The sequence below is a fragment of the Cobetia sp. SIMBA_158 genome, from assembly GCF_046566945.1.
Classification (GTDB): domain Bacteria; phylum Pseudomonadota; class Gammaproteobacteria; order Pseudomonadales; family Halomonadaceae; genus Cobetia; species Cobetia amphilecti.
The window spans coordinates 66528-82229 of the sequence record NZ_JAWJYL010000012.1; the positions used below are offsets into that span (position 1 = coordinate 66528).

18 protein-coding genes are annotated in these 15702 nt (G+C 60.7%); 1 reads left to right on the forward strand and 17 read right to left on the reverse strand.

Translation table 11 applies throughout. The features are described from left to right. Positions 1-26: 26 nt before the first annotated feature. The 3 genes from R2R70_RS15660 to R2R70_RS15670 all read right to left on the reverse strand — a co-directional run bounded on the left by R2R70_RS15660 (position 27) and on the right by R2R70_RS15670 (position 5137). Positions 27-2534, reverse strand: coding sequence for a bifunctional diguanylate cyclase/phosphodiesterase (locus tag R2R70_RS15660; RefSeq protein WP_339927467.1), 2508 nt, complete (start codon positions 2532-2534; stop codon positions 27-29). Positions 2535-2977: 443 nt separating this feature from the next. Further along, positions 2978-3634: a single-stranded DNA-binding protein gene (ssb, locus tag R2R70_RS15665; RefSeq protein ID WP_131432841.1), complete on the reverse strand. Its 657-nt coding sequence runs from the start codon at positions 3632-3634 to the stop codon at positions 2978-2980. Positions 3635-3721: 87 nt separating this feature from the next. Next, positions 3722-5137, reverse strand: a complete 1416-nt coding sequence (locus tag R2R70_RS15670) for an MFS transporter (RefSeq protein WP_410978475.1) — start codon at positions 5135-5137, stop codon at positions 3722-3724. 207 nt (positions 5138-5344) lie between these two features. On the opposite strand from R2R70_RS15670, the gene uvrA reads away from it, so the two are divergent. Further along, positions 5345-8224: an excinuclease ABC subunit UvrA gene (gene uvrA, locus R2R70_RS15675; protein ID WP_410978476.1), complete on the forward strand. Its 2880-nt coding sequence runs from the start codon at positions 5345-5347 to the stop codon at positions 8222-8224. A 183-nt stretch (positions 8225-8407) separates the two neighbouring features. On the opposite strand, the gene rplQ is transcribed toward uvrA, so the two are convergent. From rplQ to rpsN, 14 genes are all read right to left on the reverse strand, one after another. Further along, complete coding sequence (rplQ, locus tag R2R70_RS15680) at positions 8408-8794, reverse strand: 50S ribosomal protein L17 (protein ID WP_043334820.1); 387 nt, start codon at positions 8792-8794, stop codon at positions 8408-8410. 46 nt (positions 8795-8840) lie between these two features. Next, positions 8841-9839 carry a DNA-directed RNA polymerase subunit alpha gene (locus tag R2R70_RS15685; protein WP_043334822.1) on the reverse strand — a complete coding sequence of 333 codons (999 nt, stop codon included), beginning with the start codon at positions 9837-9839 and terminating at the stop codon, positions 8841-8843. Positions 9840-9913: 74 nt separating this feature from the next. Then, positions 9914-10534 carry a 30S ribosomal protein S4 gene (gene rpsD, locus R2R70_RS15690; protein WP_043334824.1) on the reverse strand — a complete coding sequence of 207 codons (621 nt, stop codon included), beginning with the start codon at positions 10532-10534 and terminating at the stop codon, positions 9914-9916. A gap of 12 nt (positions 10535-10546) precedes the next feature. Then, positions 10547-10930, reverse strand: a complete 384-nt coding sequence (gene rpsK / locus R2R70_RS15695) for a 30S ribosomal protein S11 (RefSeq protein WP_043334827.1) — start codon at positions 10928-10930, stop codon at positions 10547-10549. A gap of 30 nt (positions 10931-10960) precedes the next feature. Next, a complete protein-coding gene (rpsM, locus tag R2R70_RS15700; RefSeq protein WP_024950672.1) occupies positions 10961-11317 on the reverse strand; it encodes a 30S ribosomal protein S13 in 357 nt (118 codons plus the stop codon). Positions 11318-11448: 131 nt separating this feature from the next. Beyond that, positions 11449-11562, reverse strand: a complete 114-nt coding sequence (gene rpmJ, locus R2R70_RS15705) for a 50S ribosomal protein L36 (RefSeq protein ID WP_077373351.1) — start codon at positions 11560-11562, stop codon at positions 11449-11451. A 34-nt stretch (positions 11563-11596) separates the two neighbouring features. Next, the gene (secY, locus tag R2R70_RS15710) at positions 11597-12931 is read right to left on the reverse strand and encodes a preprotein translocase subunit SecY (protein WP_043334831.1); all 1335 of its coding nucleotides are present in this window, start codon (positions 12929-12931) and stop codon (positions 11597-11599) included. After that, entirely contained in the window at positions 12932-13366 is a 435-nt protein-coding gene (rplO, locus tag R2R70_RS15715; protein ID WP_043334834.1) for a 50S ribosomal protein L15, read from the reverse strand. A gap of 3 nt (positions 13367-13369) precedes the next feature. Next, on the reverse strand, positions 13370-13552 hold the full coding sequence (gene rpmD, locus R2R70_RS15720; protein WP_024950669.1) for a 50S ribosomal protein L30: 183 nt from the start codon (positions 13550-13552) through the stop codon (positions 13370-13372). Between the two features lie 6 nt (positions 13553-13558). Next, positions 13559-14059: a 30S ribosomal protein S5 gene (gene rpsE, locus R2R70_RS15725; protein ID WP_054556902.1), complete on the reverse strand. Its 501-nt coding sequence runs from the start codon at positions 14057-14059 to the stop codon at positions 13559-13561. 11 nt (positions 14060-14070) lie between these two features. Next, positions 14071-14421: a 50S ribosomal protein L18 gene (gene rplR, locus R2R70_RS15730; protein ID WP_024950667.1), complete on the reverse strand. Its 351-nt coding sequence runs from the start codon at positions 14419-14421 to the stop codon at positions 14071-14073. A gap of 9 nt (positions 14422-14430) precedes the next feature. Then, on the reverse strand, positions 14431-14961 hold the full coding sequence (gene rplF / locus R2R70_RS15735; protein ID WP_043334838.1) for a 50S ribosomal protein L6: 531 nt from the start codon (positions 14959-14961) through the stop codon (positions 14431-14433). Positions 14962-14970: 9 nt separating this feature from the next. Next, positions 14971-15363, reverse strand: a complete 393-nt coding sequence (gene rpsH, locus R2R70_RS15740; protein WP_043334840.1) for a 30S ribosomal protein S8 — start codon at positions 15361-15363, stop codon at positions 14971-14973. Between the two features lie 32 nt (positions 15364-15395). Further along, entirely contained in the window at positions 15396-15701 is a 306-nt protein-coding gene (gene rpsN, locus R2R70_RS15745) for a 30S ribosomal protein S14 (RefSeq protein WP_043334842.1), read from the reverse strand. Position 15702 lies beyond the last annotated feature (1 nt).

A 15702-nucleotide genomic window follows, 5' to 3' on the forward strand; every position in this document is an offset into this window, starting at 1 on the left:
GGCGACGATGCAAAGGTGTCATTCTATCAACCTTGCAGACTGGCTGCAGGCCCGTTGTTGCGTGGAGTGATGGGGATCAAAGGGGCGCCGATCGGGTGAGGACGGCCGATGCCGTAGCCTTGCACGAAGTCGACACCGATCAGCTCGAGGGCGGGGATCAGCTCAAGACGCTCAACATATTCCGCCACCGTGATGATGCCCATCTGGGCACAGATGCCACAGATGGCGGAGACGATGGCGGCGTCGAGGCTATCGCGAGTCAGGTTGCGCACGAAGGCGCCGTCGATCTTGAGCTGATTGACCGGCAGCTCCTTGAGGTAGGCAAAGGACGACATGCCGCTGCCGAAGTCGTCCAGGGCGAAGCTGCAGCCGAGCCGTCGCATGCTGTAGATGAACTCGCGCGCCTGGGCCAGATTGCTGATGGCCGCCGTCTCGGTGATCTCGAAGCACAGCCGCTGTGGCATGACGGAGCTTTGCGTGACCAGCGCCGCCAGCTGATCGCGCATGCGCAGGTCACCCATGCTCTGACCGGAGAGGTTGATCGCCAGCACGGCATCCGATTCGATGCGGCCATCATCGGACTCCAGCACCTGCAGCGCCTGGGTGACGACCCAGATATCAATCTCGGGCATCAGGCCGAATCGCTCCGCCGTCGCCATGAAGTGCGCCGGGGCCAGGTGCTCGCCCGAGTCGTTGACGTAGCGCAGCAGCACCTCATAGTAGGGCTTGCTGGTGGCATCACTCAGCGAGCGGATCGGCTGGATATACAGCGTGAAGCGATCATTCTCCAGCGCCTCGTGTAGCAGCGGCAGCCATTGCACCTCGCGCTGGGCGCGCTCGAATCCCGCATCTCCGTCATGGTAGGCATGCACCTGATTGCGCCCGCTCTGCTTGGCCATGTAGCAGGCCCCATCCGCCTGACGCAGGACTTCGGAGGCCTGGACACCACTTTCGACCGGCGCGACCCCGATACTGACGCCCAACTGGAATGGCCGCCCCTCATCGTAGTAGCGATAGGCACTGACGGCTGCGCACAGCGCTTCGGCACGCTCGATGGCCTGCTCGCGAGAACAGCGATAGAGCAGCACGGCGAATTCATCGCCCCCCAGGCGTGCCAGTACATCCGTTTCCCGCACATGGGCTCGCATCAGCGCGGAGAGCTCGCGCAATACGGTGTCTCCGGCCGCGTGACCGCAGGTGTCGTTGACCACCTTGAAGAAGTCGAGATCCAGGTACAGCAGCTGGTGAAAGCCGCCATCGGCCAGCGCCGCGGTGAGAGAGTCATCGAAGGCGGTGCGATTGTGCAGGCCGGTCAGACTGTCGTGATGCGCCTGGAAGTTGAGACGCCGAATCATGGCCTGGCGATAGCTGATGTCGCGGAAGACCAGTACGGCCCCCTCGACATCTCCACTGCGACGCCGCACGGGCGAGGCCTTGAGCTCCACGGCACATTCACTGCCATCACGTGCCACCAGCAGCGTCTGGCTGGACATGTGCACCACTTCGCCACGCTGCAAGACCCCTTCCAGCTGGCTGGCAACCGACTGCAACGTACCTTCATGGCGCAGCTGCAAGATGCGCGCCCAGGGACGCCCGCGGGCCAACGACGGGTCCCAGCCACACAGTTCGGCAGCGATGGGATTGATGTGCTGGATATGGCCCTCTCGATCGAGGCTGATCACTCCTTCATCGATGGAATCCAGCATGACCGCCACCTGGTCGCGCTCATGACGCAGCTCCCGGGTCCGATACTCCAGCAGGCCATCCAGACGCGAGCGGTAATGGCGACTGCGACGCATGCGCTGCTCGGCACTGATGGCCAGGAGTGCCAGCCCCAGCACGGCCAGGGTCGCGATCGCGATGGCCAGGGCCAGCCACAGATTCTGCCCGGAGTTCATGCCCACCCCGGCGGGAGAGATGATGGGCGTGGTCAGCGGTATCATCTCCATCGCCGCCATGCCGATGTAATGCATGCCGGCGATGGCAAGTCCCATCGCGCCGGCCGCCAGGGCCTGATAGATGCGATTGGGGCGGCGCTGGCGCAAGAAGAAACCTCCCAGCCACAGGGCCGCCGTCGCGGCCACCACCGCCACCACGATGGACACCGCGAACAGCAGCGGGTCATAGCGGTATGGCATGTGCATCTGCATCGCCGCCATGCCGGTGTAGTGCATCGTGGCGATGCCGCCGCCCATGATGGTCCCGCTCGTCATCAACAGCATCGGCGTCAGGCGTGGCAGCGTATTCACCCAGAGCGCCAGCCCCGAGGCCAGCATTGCGATCAGCACCGACAACGCCGTCAGGCCGGGCGCATAGGTGACCGAAGCCTGGCTTTCATACGCCAGCATGCCGATGAAATGCATGGCCCAGACACCCAGCCCCATCGCCACGGCTCCGCCCACCAGCCAGCCGAGGCTGGTGGCGCGCGAAGGGGCCAGCGCGACCTGACGAATCAGCTGCAGCGCTGCATGTGAAGCCAGCACGGCGACCACGATTGACAGGGCGACCAGTGGGTAGGAATAACTGCCATGCATGAATAACCTCAATCATCAGGGGCATGCCACAGTCGGCAAGATAGGGGCGGAAATCCGACAACGGCGTCATGTCGCCAGCACTCTCTCTGGAGCACCACGACAGGCTTCTCAGACCATGGATTGCCACCCGACAACTCTGGCAGTCCAACGGCGAGATACCAAGAGAATACGGCCATGAAGCGTTTTTGCACAACGCTCGTTTGCAACGCATGTATGAGCCGCAATGGAGTGGCGCTCATCCTCCCTTACGCGCGGCACAAGCCACTGGATGTCGCGCTCGGGATCATTTTTCATGCTCAGCAATAACTCATGAAAAACAGACGCTTACATAAACAAAATCGCGAACATCTTATGATTAATTCAAAAAAAAGCCCTCGCTGAACGAGGGCCTTTTCATCGTTATCGCTTGCGCGCTCTATCGGCGCACAGACGAAAAACTTTATTCAGAACGGGATTTCATCATCGAAATCATCGAAGCTGCCCGCGGGCGGCGCACCGAAATTGTTGTTCTGGGAGTTGTTCTGCTGGGCAGGCTGCTGGCCACCGAAGTTGTTGCCCTGCTGAGGTGCCGGCTGCTGACCACCGAACTGACCGCCTTGCTGAGGGGCCGGCTGCTGACCACCGAACTGGCCACCTTGCTGCGGGGCCGGCTGCTGACCACCGAACTGGCCACCCTGCTGGGGTGCTGCGGCCGGTTGCTGGCCGCCCTGCTGAGGCGCCTGCTGCGGGCGACCACCAGCGAAGTTGCCGCCGCCACCTTCACCACGCGTATCCAGCATCTGCATGTCGTTGGCCACGATTTCGGTGCTGTAACGGTCATTGCCGTTCTGATCCTGCCACTTGCGCGTCTGCAGGCGACCTTCGATATACAGGCGTGAGCCTTTCTTGACGTATTGCTGGGCCACTTCAGCCAGCTTGTTGAACATCACCACACGGTGCCATTCGGTACGTTCCTGACGCTGACCGCTCTGGCGATCATTCCAGGTGTCCGTCGTCGCGAGGTTCAGGTTGCACACCGCACTACCGGACGGGGTGAAGCGAACTTCCGGGTCTTGACCGAGATTACCGATCAGAATGACCTTGTTTACGCCACGAGCCATGAAGATTACTCCTGCAAATAGACCGGCGCGCCATGGGCACCGGAGAAGGTATCGAGTGCACCGGCAATGTGTTGCCGATGTCAGGGTTCAGCTGGCAGGCACTTCCGCGCCTGCCGGAGTTTCGTCATCACGCTGGCGAGTGAAGCGGGCCAGCGCCTTGTCATCCAGTGTATCGCGTGTGACCTTGAGATAAGCGACCCGTTCCTCACGCACCACGAGCGCCTCTTCCACGCCGGCGATCGCCAGCAGGCGTGTCTGCAGCTCGACGGCCGACAATTGCGAGGCCTCGGGTGACAGGCCGATCACTTCACTGCCCAGATGTCGCGGCGGTTGCATGCCCCACACCACGGCCAGCCACAGAATGGCGACCAGCCCCGTGGCGAAGAACACGCCGCTCAGACCGAAATGCCCGGTCAACCAGCCGCCCCCGACACCGCCCACGAAGGCGCCCAGGAACTGACTGGTGGAATAGACCCCCATCGCCGTGCCCTTGGCACCGGCCGGGGCCAGCTTTGAGATCATCGACGGCAAGGTCGCCTCAAGCAGATTGAAGGCGACGAAGAACAGCCACAGCAGGCCGAGGAACATCGCAAGCCCGGCATGCTCGATGCCATCGACTCCCAGCAGCAGCAAGCTTGTCGCGATGGTCGCGACGGCCCCCAGGAAGACGGGCTTCATGCGCCGATACTTCTCGGCCACGATGACCAGCGGCAGCATGGCGACAAAGGCCAGCCCCATCAATGGCAGATAGATCCAGCCGTGATGCGCCGGGGCGATGCCGAAATTGACCAGCTGCTGGGGAATGGCCACGAAGCAGGCGGTCAGGATCATGTGCAGCGCAAAGATCGACACATCCATGCGCAATAAGGCGGAATTCGCGAGGATACCCTTGAGCTGGCGCCTATCAAGCCCCACATCCTGATGTTGACGCCTGGGCGCAGCTGGCACCAGCTTCCAGAGCACGAACAGGCTCGCGACGGCCATCACGGCGGTCAACCAGAAGACCCCCGACAGGCCGAAGGCATCTGCGGCCAGTGGCCCTGCGACCATCGCCAGTGCAAAGGCGACCCCGATCGACATGCCGATGGAGGCCATCGCCATGGTGCGAACCTCCTCTCGGGTCTGATCGGCCAGCAGTGCCATGATCGCTCCCGCCACGGCGCCGCTGCCCTGCAGACAGCGCCCGAGGATGATCATCTCGATGCTGTCGGCCGTCGCCGCGACCAGCGAGCCCAGAATGAACAACCCGAGCCCGAAGCCGATCACGGCCTTGCGCCCCAGTCGGTCTGACAGCCAGCCGAACGGAATCTGCAGCAATGCCTGGGTCAGCCCGTAGCCACCCAGCGCCACACCGACCAGTGTCGGCGTCGCTCCGGCGAGGTCACGGGTATAGAGCGCCAGCACCGGCAACACCATGAACAGCCCCAGCATGCGAGTCGCATAGAGGCTGGCAAGGCCGACGATGGCGCGGCGTTCCGGCGCGAGCAGTCGAGAGGTTTTCATGGGCGGCGGCGGGCTCCGGAGCATGACAGTCAAGAAGAGGGAGGCCGACCACGTGGGTCGCCGAGATGTGACATCCAACGGTGGTCGCCCACCAATGGACTGCATATTCTAAGGCCCGCTTGGCGGCTTTGAAAGCATGCAGCCTTTGCCGGGTGTTTCACCCGCGCCTTATAATCGTTGCTTTTATCGACGCAGCCCGAGGTGGCAATGGACAGGATTCAGGTGAGGGGTGCGCGCACCCACAACCTCAAGAACATCGATGTCGAACTGCCGCGTGACAAGCTGATCGTGGTGACCGGACTTTCCGGTTCCGGCAAGTCATCACTTGCCTTTGACACTCTCTATGCCGAGGGACAGCGGCGCTACGTCGAATCACTGTCCACCTACGCACGTCAGTTCCTGTCGATGATGGAAAAGCCGGACATCGACCATATCGAAGGTCTGTCTCCGGCGATTTCCATTGAACAGAAATCGACCTCGCACAACCCGCGCTCCACCGTCGGTACCATTACCGAGATCTACGACTACCTGCGCCTGCTGTATGCACGCGCCGGTACGCCGCGCTGCCCGGACCACGCGATTGATCTGGAAGCTCAGACCATCTCGCAGATGGTCGATCAGGCGCTCGCCCTGCCGGAAGGCAGCAAGCTGATGCTGCTGGCTCCCGTGGTCAGTGGCCGCAAGGGTGAGCACCTCCAGCTGCTGTCAGAGCTGCGCGCCCAGGGCTTCGTGCGGGCACGCATCGACGGCGTGATCGTCGAGCTGGATGACCTCAAACCGCTGGAGAAGAACAAGAAGCATGACATCGACGTCGTCGTCGATCGCTTCAAGGTGCGTGAAGACCTCAAGCAGCGCCTGGCCGAATCCTTCGAGACCGCGCTGAATCTGGCCGACGGCAGCGCACGCCTGCACTTCATGGATGACGAACAGGAAGACCTCGTCTTCTCCTCGCGCTTCGCCTGTCCGGTGTGTGGCTATGCACTGGCCGAGTTGGAACCGCGCCTGTTCTCCTTCAATAACCCGGCGGGTGCCTGCCCGACCTGTGACGGCCTCGGCGTGAAGCAGTATTTCGATCCCGACAAGCTGATCAGCCATCCTGAGCTGTCACTGGCCGAAGGCGTCATCAAGGGCTGGGACCGCCGCAGTGTCTACTACTTCAGCCAGCTGCAGGCCGTTGCCGAGCATTATGGCTTCGCGCTGGAAGCGGCCTGGGAGTCGCTCAGCGATGAAGCGCGTGACGCCGTGCTCAACGGCAGCGGCCGCGAGGACATCGCCTTCAGCTACGTGAATGACCGTGGCCGCAAGGTGACCCGCGAGCACCCCTTCGAGGGCGTGCTGCCCAACATGGAGCGCCGTTACCGCGAGACCGAATCCAACATGGTGCGCGAGGACCTCGCACGTTATCTGGCAGTCCAGCCGTGCCCCAGCTGCGACGGCTCGCGCCTGCGTCGTGAAGCGCGCAACGTCTATGTCGATGACCGCACGCTCTCCGAGGTCGTGCGTCAGCCGATCGGTGAAGCGTGGGAAGAGTTCGGCAAGCTGAGTCTGCCGGGACGCAAGGGCGAGATCGCCGCCAAGATCGTGCATGAGATCCAGGCGCGCCTCGAATTTCTCGTCAATGTCGGCCTCGACTATCTGACCCTGGAGCGCAGCGCCGACACCCTGTCTGGCGGTGAGGCGCAGCGTATCCGTCTCGCCAGCCAGATCGGTGCCGGCCTGGTCGGGGTGATGTACATCCTCGATGAGCCGTCCATCGGCCTGCATCAGCGTGACAATGATCGCCTGCTCAAGACGCTGATCCATCTGCGCGACCTGGGCAACACCGTGATCGTGGTCGAGCATGATGAGGATGCGATTCGCGCCGCCGACCACGTGCTGGATATCGGCCCGGGCGCCGGCGTGCATGGTGGCGAGATCGTCGCCCAGGGCACGCCGGAGCAGATCGAGGCCACGCCGGGCTCATTGACCGGGCAATACCTGAGCGGCGAGCGCGAGATCGCCGTGCCGCCCTACCGCCTTCCGGCCAACCCTGACAAGGTGCTGCGCCTGACCGGTGCCACCGGCAACAACCTGCAGGATGTGACGCTGACGCTGCCGACAGGCCTGCTGACGTGCATCACCGGGGTCTCGGGCTCAGGCAAGTCGACGCTGATCAATGCCACCCTGATGCCGCTGGCGGCGCGTGAGCTCAATCGGGCCACCACCCTGACGCCCGCGCCCTACGGCACCATCGAAGGGCTGGACCTGTTCGACAAGATGGTGGATATCGACCAGAGCCCCATCGGGCGGACGCCGCGCTCCAATCCGGCGACCTATACCGGCATCTTCACGCCGATTCGCGAGCTGTTCTCCGGCACCCAGGAAGCACGCGCCCGCGGCTACAAGCCGGGCCGCTTCAGCTTCAACGTCAAGGGCGGCCGCTGCGAGGCCTGTCAGGGCGACGGCCTGATCAAGGTCGAGATGCACTTCCTGCCCGACATGTACGTGCCCTGCGATGTCTGCAAGGGCAAGCGCTACAACCGCGAAACGCTTGAGGTGCAGTACAAGGGCAAGAACATCCACGAAGTGCTGGAGATGACCATCGAGGAGGCGCTGGAGTTCTTCTCGCCGGTTCCGGCCATCGCCCGCCGCCTGCAGACGCTGATGGATGTCGGCCTCTCCTATGTCCGCCTCGGCCAGAGCGCGACCACGCTGTCCGGCGGTGAAGCCCAGCGCGTCAAGCTGGCGCGTGAGCTGGCCAAGCGCGATACCGGCAAGACGCTCTATATTCTCGATGAGCCGACCACCGGTCTGCACTTCGAGGATATTCGCCAGCTGCTGGTCGTGTTGCACCGTCTGCGCGATCACGGCAACACCGTGGTCGTGATCGAGCACAACCTGGATGTGATCAAGACCGCCGACTGGCTGATCGACCTTGGCCCGGAGGGCGGCTCAGGCGGCGGCCAGATCATCGCCGAAGGCACGCCGGAGCAACTGGCCACGCAGGAGATTTCGCACACCGGTCGCTTCCTGGCCCCGCTGCTGGAGCGCCAGAAAGCCACCAGTGCCACCGCGAGCAACAAGAAGAAGGCCGAGACCAGCAGCTAGGCGCCGGCTCACGTCCCTTCCGCTCCTCTGACTCACCTCGCCCCAGCACACTCTCAACACACCCCGGGGCGAGGTGAACCGTTCGGCAAATGACACGGGCGTGTCACTCGGCCAACTGCCAGGCATAAAAAAAGGCCAACCCACGAGGGTTGGCCTTTTCTTGTGGACGAAGCAAGCCGAAGCTTACTCTTCGCCCGCTGCCTCGGAGGCAACCGGACGATCGACCAGCTCGACGAATGCCATCGGGGCATTGTCACCGGCGCGATAGCCGCACTTCAGGATGCGCAGGTAACCGCCCGGACGGGAGGTGTAGCGCGGGCCGAGCTCATTGAAGAGCTTGCCGACCGCTTCCTTGGAGCGCGTGCGAGAGAACGCCAAACGGCGGTTCGCAACGGTGTCCTGCTTGGCCAGGGTGATCAGCGGCTCGATATGACGACGCAGTTCCTTGGCTTTCGGCAGGGTAGTCTTGATGACTTCGTGCTCTACCAGAGAGATGCACATGTTCTTGAACATGGCTTCACGGTGAGAGCTGGTACGGTTCAGGTGACGACCACTCTTACGATGACGCATGGTTGTGATTCCTTACCAGTCTGGGGCTTGAGCCGACCGGGCTTCCTTAAGCGGAAGCCTTGTCGTCCTTCAGGCTTGCGGGCGGCCAGTTTTCCAACCGCATGCCGAGGGACAGACCACGCGCGGACAGCACGTCCTTGATTTCATTCAAGGACTTCTTGCCGAGATTCGGGGTCTTCAGCAGCTCAACTTCGGTGCGCTGAATGAGATCACCGATGTAATAGATATTCTCGGCCTTGAGACAGTTCGCACTGCGAACAGTCAGCTCAAGATCGTCTACGGGACGGAGAAGGATCGGATCGATTTGATCTTCCTCTTCTTCGACTTCCTGTTCCTTGTCTGCTTCCAGATCAACGAAGGCGGCCAGCTGCTCCTGCAGGATAGTTGCGGAGCGGCGGATCGCTTCTTCCGGATCCAGTGTGCCGTCGGTTTCCAGGTCGATCACCAGCTTGTCGAGGTTGGTGCGCTGTTCAACACGCGCAGCCTCGACGGCATAGGAGACCCGACGAACCGGGGTAAAGGTCGCATCCAGCTGGAGGCGGCCAATGGCACGTGATTCGTCATCAGCAGAGATGCGAGCATCTGCCGCTTCGTAGCCGCGGCCACGAGCGATCTTGAGCTGCATCTTCAGCTCGCCACCATCATTGAGGTGAGCGATGACGTGATCCGGATTCACGATTTCGAGATCGTGGTCGCCAGCGATGTCGCCAGCAGTCACGATACCCGGGCCCTTCTTGTTCAGCGCCAGCACAGCTTCGTCGCGACCATGCATCTTGATGGCCACGTCCTTGAGGTTCAGCAGGATTTCGATTACATCCTCCTGCACCCCTTCAATGGCGCTGTACTCGTGCAGAACGCCTTCGATCTCAGCTTCCACGACGGCACAGCCGGGCATGGAAGAAAGCAGGATGCGACGCAGAGCATTCCCCAGGGTGTGGCCGAAACCACGCTCGAAGGGTTCGAGGACGATTCGCGCGTGATGGGCGCTGACTTCCTCGACCTTGATATCGCGAGGACGGAGAAACTCTGTCACTGAGCGCTGCATAAGAACACCTTTAAGGCTGCCAAACGGATAATCTGGGTACTCCAGCCGGGCCGACGAATCGGCCCGGCGTTACATTACTTGGAGTACAGCTCGACGATCAGGTTTTCGTTGATATCGGCAGACAGGTCGCCACGCTCGGGGACAGCCTTGAAAGTGCCTTCCATCTTCTTGGAGTCGACGTCGACCCAGGAGACATCACCGCGGTTGGCAGCGAGTGCCAGAGACTGCTGGATGCGAGCCTGGTTCTTGGCCTTCTCACGAACGGTGACCACATCGCCAGCCTTCACTTTGAAGGAAGCAACGTTGACGGTACGGCCGTTCACGGCGATCGCCTTGTGGCTGACCAGCTGACGTGCCTCGGAACGCGTGGAGCCGAAGCCCATGCGGTAGACGACGTTGTCGAGACGAGTCTCGAGGAGCTGGAGCAGAACCTCACCGGTCGCACCCTTGAGGCGAGCGGCTTCTTTGTAGTAGTTGCGGAATTGCTTTTCCAGCACGCCGTACATACGACGTACCTTCTGCTTTTCACGCAGCTGCAGGCCGTAGTCTGAAAGACGCTGACGGCGCTGGCCATGAACACCCGGGGGTTGTTCGGATTTGCACTTCTTCTCGAACGGAGTCACGCCACTCTTCAGGAAGAGGTCGGTGCCTTCACGACGAGACAGTTTGCACTTCGGTCCAATATAACGAGCCATGAGTCTGTCTCCTTAAACGCGGCGTTTCTTCGGCGGACGGCACCCATTATGCGGGATGGGGGTCACGTCGGTGATGCTTTGCACGCGGAAGCCTGCGGCATTGAGAGCACGCACGGCGGACTCACGACCCGGACCCGGGCCCTTGACCAGCACGTCGACGTTCTTCACACCATATTCGGCTGCAGCGGTCGCTGCACGCTCACTTGCGACTTGCGCAGCGAACGGGGTGCTCTTGCGAGAACCACGAAAACCCGAACCACCGGCAGTTGCCCAGGAAAGAGCATTGCCCTGGCGGTCTGTGATCGTCACGATAGTGTTGTTAAAAGAGGCGTGGATATGCGCGATGGCATCCACTACCTGCTTTTTAACCTTCTTGCGCTTACTCGGGTTAGCCATTAGATGTTTCCTGTCTAAACGCCAGTTCGTTTACTTGCGAATCGGTTTACGCGGACCTTTGCGTGTACGTGCGTTGGTCTTGGTGCGCTGACCGCGCAACGGAAGACCACGACGATGGCGCAGGCCACGATAGCAACCGAGGTCCATGAGACGCTTGATGTTCAGCGTGATCTCACGACGCAGGTCGCCTTCGACGGTGTACTTACCCACCTCGGCACGAACCAGGTCCAGTTGTTCAACAGACAGATCAGCGATCTTGACGCTCGGTTCTAAACCGAGAGCGGCGCAGATCTGCTGTGCACGCGTACGGCCAATCCCGAAGATATAAGTCAGCGAGATCGCCGCGTGCTTGTTGTCCGGGATATTGACGCCAGCAATACGGGCCATCAGTTTTCTCCGAAAGGTTAGCGGCGGATTTTACATCCACAAAGGGCGCAATAGCATACCCCTTGATCCCATTGGGAACAAGGGGGTATGCCAGCACCCGAGCTTGTATTCAGCTAAGCGGGTCGAGGGGATTAACCCTGACGCTGCTTGTGGCGGGGCTCAGTGCAGATGACCCGCACTGCGCCACGACGCCGAATGATCTTGCAGTTACGGCAAATTTTCTTGACGGAAGCTCGAACTTTCATCGTTCTCTCCAGTTTGCTAACAGGGGCTGCGCAATCAGCGCATCATGCCACCGCTGCCATAGCCTTTGAGGTTGGCCTTCTTCATCACCGACGCATACTGATTTGACATCAGATGCGACTGCACCTGGGCCATGAAGTCCATGACCACCACGACCACGATGAGCAGAGAGGTGCCGCCGAAATAGAACGGAACCTGCCATGCAACAACGAGGAATTGAGGCATCAGGGAGACTAGGGTGATGTAGAGGGCGCCGAACAGCGTCAGGCGAGTCATCACCTTATCGATGTAACGGGCGGTCTGTTCGCCTGGGCGAATACCCGGCAGAAACGCTCCTGACTTCTTGAGGTTGTCAGCAACATCCTTCGGATTGAAGACCAGCGCCGTGTAGAAGAAGCAGAAGAATACTACAGCGGCAGCGAAAAGCAAGATATACAGTGGCTGACCCGGCCCGAGAGCCTGAGACGCCGTCTGCAACCATTGCATGCTTTCACTCTGGCCAAACCATTGACCCATCGACGCAGGGAACAGCAGGATGCTTGACGCGAAGATCGGCGGGATGACCCCGGCCATGTTGACCTTCATCGGCAAGTAGCTGCTCTGACCTGCATACATCTTGTTGCCAACCTGACGGCGCGGATAGTTCACCGTGATGCGGCGTTGGCCGCGCTCGATGAACACCACGAAGGCAACGGTAATGACTGCGAGCAGCGTCAGCGCCAGCAGCGGAAGCACATTCCAGGCACCATCATTGCGCGCCAGTTCGAAAGACTGGCCGATGGCACTCGGCAGCCCGGCGACAATACCAGCAAAGATGATCAGTGAGATCCCGTTGCCGATACCCTTCTCGGTGATCTGCTCTCCCAGCCACATCAGGAACACTGCACCAGCCACGAACGTACTCACGGCGGTGAAGTAGAAGCTGAAGTCAGCGGAATAGGCGACACCGTTTCCGACCAGTCCGACTGCCATGCCGATCGATTGGACCAGGGCCAGTACTACCGTGCCGTAGCGCGTGTACTGGCTGATCTTGCGACGGCCGGCCTCGCCTTCCTTTTTCAACTGCTCAAGCTGAGGCGAGACCACCGTCAGGAGCTGCATGATGATCGACGCGGATATGTAGGGCATGATGCCCAGCGCGAAGATACTCATTCGCTCCAGTGCACCACCGGAGAACATGTTGAACATGCTCAGGATGGTGCCCTGGTTTTCCCTGAACAAGGCAGCAAGCTGGTCAGGATTGATACCGGGAACGGGGATGTGTGCACCGATTCGGTACACCACGATGGCGATGAACACGAAGCGCAAACGCGCCCAGAGTTCGCTCAACCCACTTCCCTGCATCGCCGGTACGTTTCCTGACTTAGCCATTTAGTCCTCTACCTTGCCACCGGCAGCTTCGATCGCAGCACGGGCACCTTTGGTGACCTTAATGCCGCGAACCGTGACTGCCTTGTCCAGTTCGCCGGAGAGCATGACCTTCGCGAACTTCGTGGAATCACGAAGCACGTTGGCCTTCTTCAGCGTTTCGAGGTCGACGATCTCGCCGTCTACCAGTGCCAGTTCGCTCAGGCGCACTTCTTCGGAAATCAGAGACTTCGCGGAAGTGAAACCAAACTTCGGCAGGCGACGCTGCATAGGCATCTGACCGCCTTCGAAGCCCGGCTTGACGCTGCCACCGGAACGGGACTTCTGGCCCTTGTGGCCACGACCGCCGGTCTTACCAAGACCGGAGCCGATACCACGACCGACACGCTTTGCAGCGTGCTTGGAGCCCGGGGCCGGACTCAGGGTATTCAATTTCATGGATTACTCTCCCTCAACACGGACAAGGTAGTGAACCTTGTTGATCATGCCGCGTACCGCGGGGGTGTCTTCCAGCTCGACAGTGTGACCGATGCGGCGCAGGCCAAGACCTTTCATAGTGGCCTTGTGCTTTTCGAGGACGCCGATGGTGCTGCGGATCTGGGTTACCGTGATCTTAGCTGCCATGGTGCCTTACCCCGCAATCTTGTCGACAGACAGGCCACGCTTGGCGGCGATGTCTTCCGGAGATTTCATGGCAGCGAGACCGTTGATGGTCGCGCGCACCACGTTGACCGGATTGGTGGAACCGTAGCACTTGGCCAGGACGTCATGGACGCCTGCCAGTTCGAGCACGGAACGCATCGCACCGCCGGCAATGATGCCGGTACCTTCGGACGCTGGCTGCATGTAGATCTTGGATGCGCCGTGACGAGCCTTCACCGGGTACTGCAGGGTGTGGCCCTTCAGGTCAACCTTGATCATGTTGCGACGAGCTTGGTCCATTGCCTTCTGGATCGCGACCGGCACTTCACGCGCCTTGCCACGGCCGAAGCCAACACGACCATTGCCGTCACCAACGACAGTCAGAGCGGTGAAACCGAAGATACGGCCGCCCTTGACTACCTTGGCGACGCGGTTGATCTGCACGAGCTTCTCTTGCAGGTCACCGCCCTTCTGTTCGATATTCGCCATCGTAAAACCCTTTAGAATTCCAGGCCGCCTTCACGTGCGGCATCGGCCAGGGCCTTCACGCGACCGTGGTACTTGTACCCGGAGCGATCGAAAGCCACTTGCTTGATACCCGCTTCCTTCGCGCGCTCGGCAATCAGAGCACCCACCTTGGCGGCGGAGTCCGAGTTACCGGTAGAACCTTCGCGCAGGCTCTTGTCGAGCGTGGATGCGGTGGCCAGGACCTGGCCGCCATCCGGCGAGATGATCTGCGCGTAGATGTGACGCGGGGTGCGGTTCACGCACAGGCGAAACACGCCCAGCTCGCGGATTTTCGCACGAGCGCGGCGGGCACGACGGAGACGAGATTCTTTCTTCGCGTTCATAACCCTGCCTTACTTCTTCTTGGCTTCTTTACGACGGACGACTTCGTCGCTGTACCGAATACCTTTGCCCTTGTAGGGCTCCGGCGGACGGAATGCGCGAATCTCTGCGGCGACCTGACCCAAAGCCTGCTTGTCAGCAGACGTGAGGACGATCTGAGTGTTCTTCGGCGTTTCAGCCGTAACACTTGCCGGCAGTTCATAGTCGACCGGGTGTGAGAAGCCCAGTGTCAGGTTGATTGTCTGGCCTTTGGCCTGGGCACGATAACCCACACCATTGATTTCCAGAGACTTGGTGAAGCCTACGGAAACACCAGACACCATGTTGTTGACCAGAGCACGAGTGGTACCAACCATTGCCCAGTTCTTGGCGGTCTCGGACGGAGCGAAGGTCATTTGACCTTCTTCCATAGAGATGACCACGTCCTGGTGGACGGTCAGTTCCAGCTGGCCTTTGCTGCCCTTCACGGTCAGCTTGTCGCCGTCGAGCTTTGCCTCGACGCCGTTCGGCAATTTAACCGGATACTTGGCTACGCGGGACATTCCAAACTCCTAGAATACGGTGCAGAGGACTTCGCCGCCGACACCAGCTTGACGGGCCGCACGATCGGTCATCACGCCCCGGGAGGTGGAAACGATCGCAATACCCAGGCCATCTGCGACTTTCGGAAGCTCACCCTTGCCTTTGTACTGGCGCAGGGACGGCTTGGAAATACGCTTGATGCTCTCGATAACCGACTTGCCTTCGAAGTACTTGAGGGTCACGGTCAGTTCCGGCTTGGCGCCTTCTGCGACGGCAAACTCGGAAATATAACCCTCTTCCTTCAATACGCGGGCCACTTCAACCTTGAGCTTGGAAGACGGCATGGTAACCGTCTCCTTGGTGGCCATCTGCGCATTGCGGATACGAGTGAACATATCCGCCAGAGTGTCTTGCATGCTCATTTACGTTGCGCTCCTGAATTCTTGCAGTGGTGTTACCAGCTGGACTTGGTCAGACCAGGCACGTCACCACGCATAGCGGCTTCACGCAGCTTGTTGCGGCTCAGGCCGAACTTGTTGTAGTAGCCGTGCGGACGGCCAGTGATACGGCAGCGGTTACGCTGACGGACCGGGCTGGCATCACGCGGCAGCTGCTGCAGCTTCAGCTGTGCGTCGAAGCGCTCTTCTTCAGAAGCGTTGACGTCGTTGATGATGGTCTTCAGTGCGTCGCGTTTGGCGGCGTACTTAGCGACCAGCTTGGTGCGCTTGAGCTCGCGCTCAACCATGCTTTTCTTTGCCATG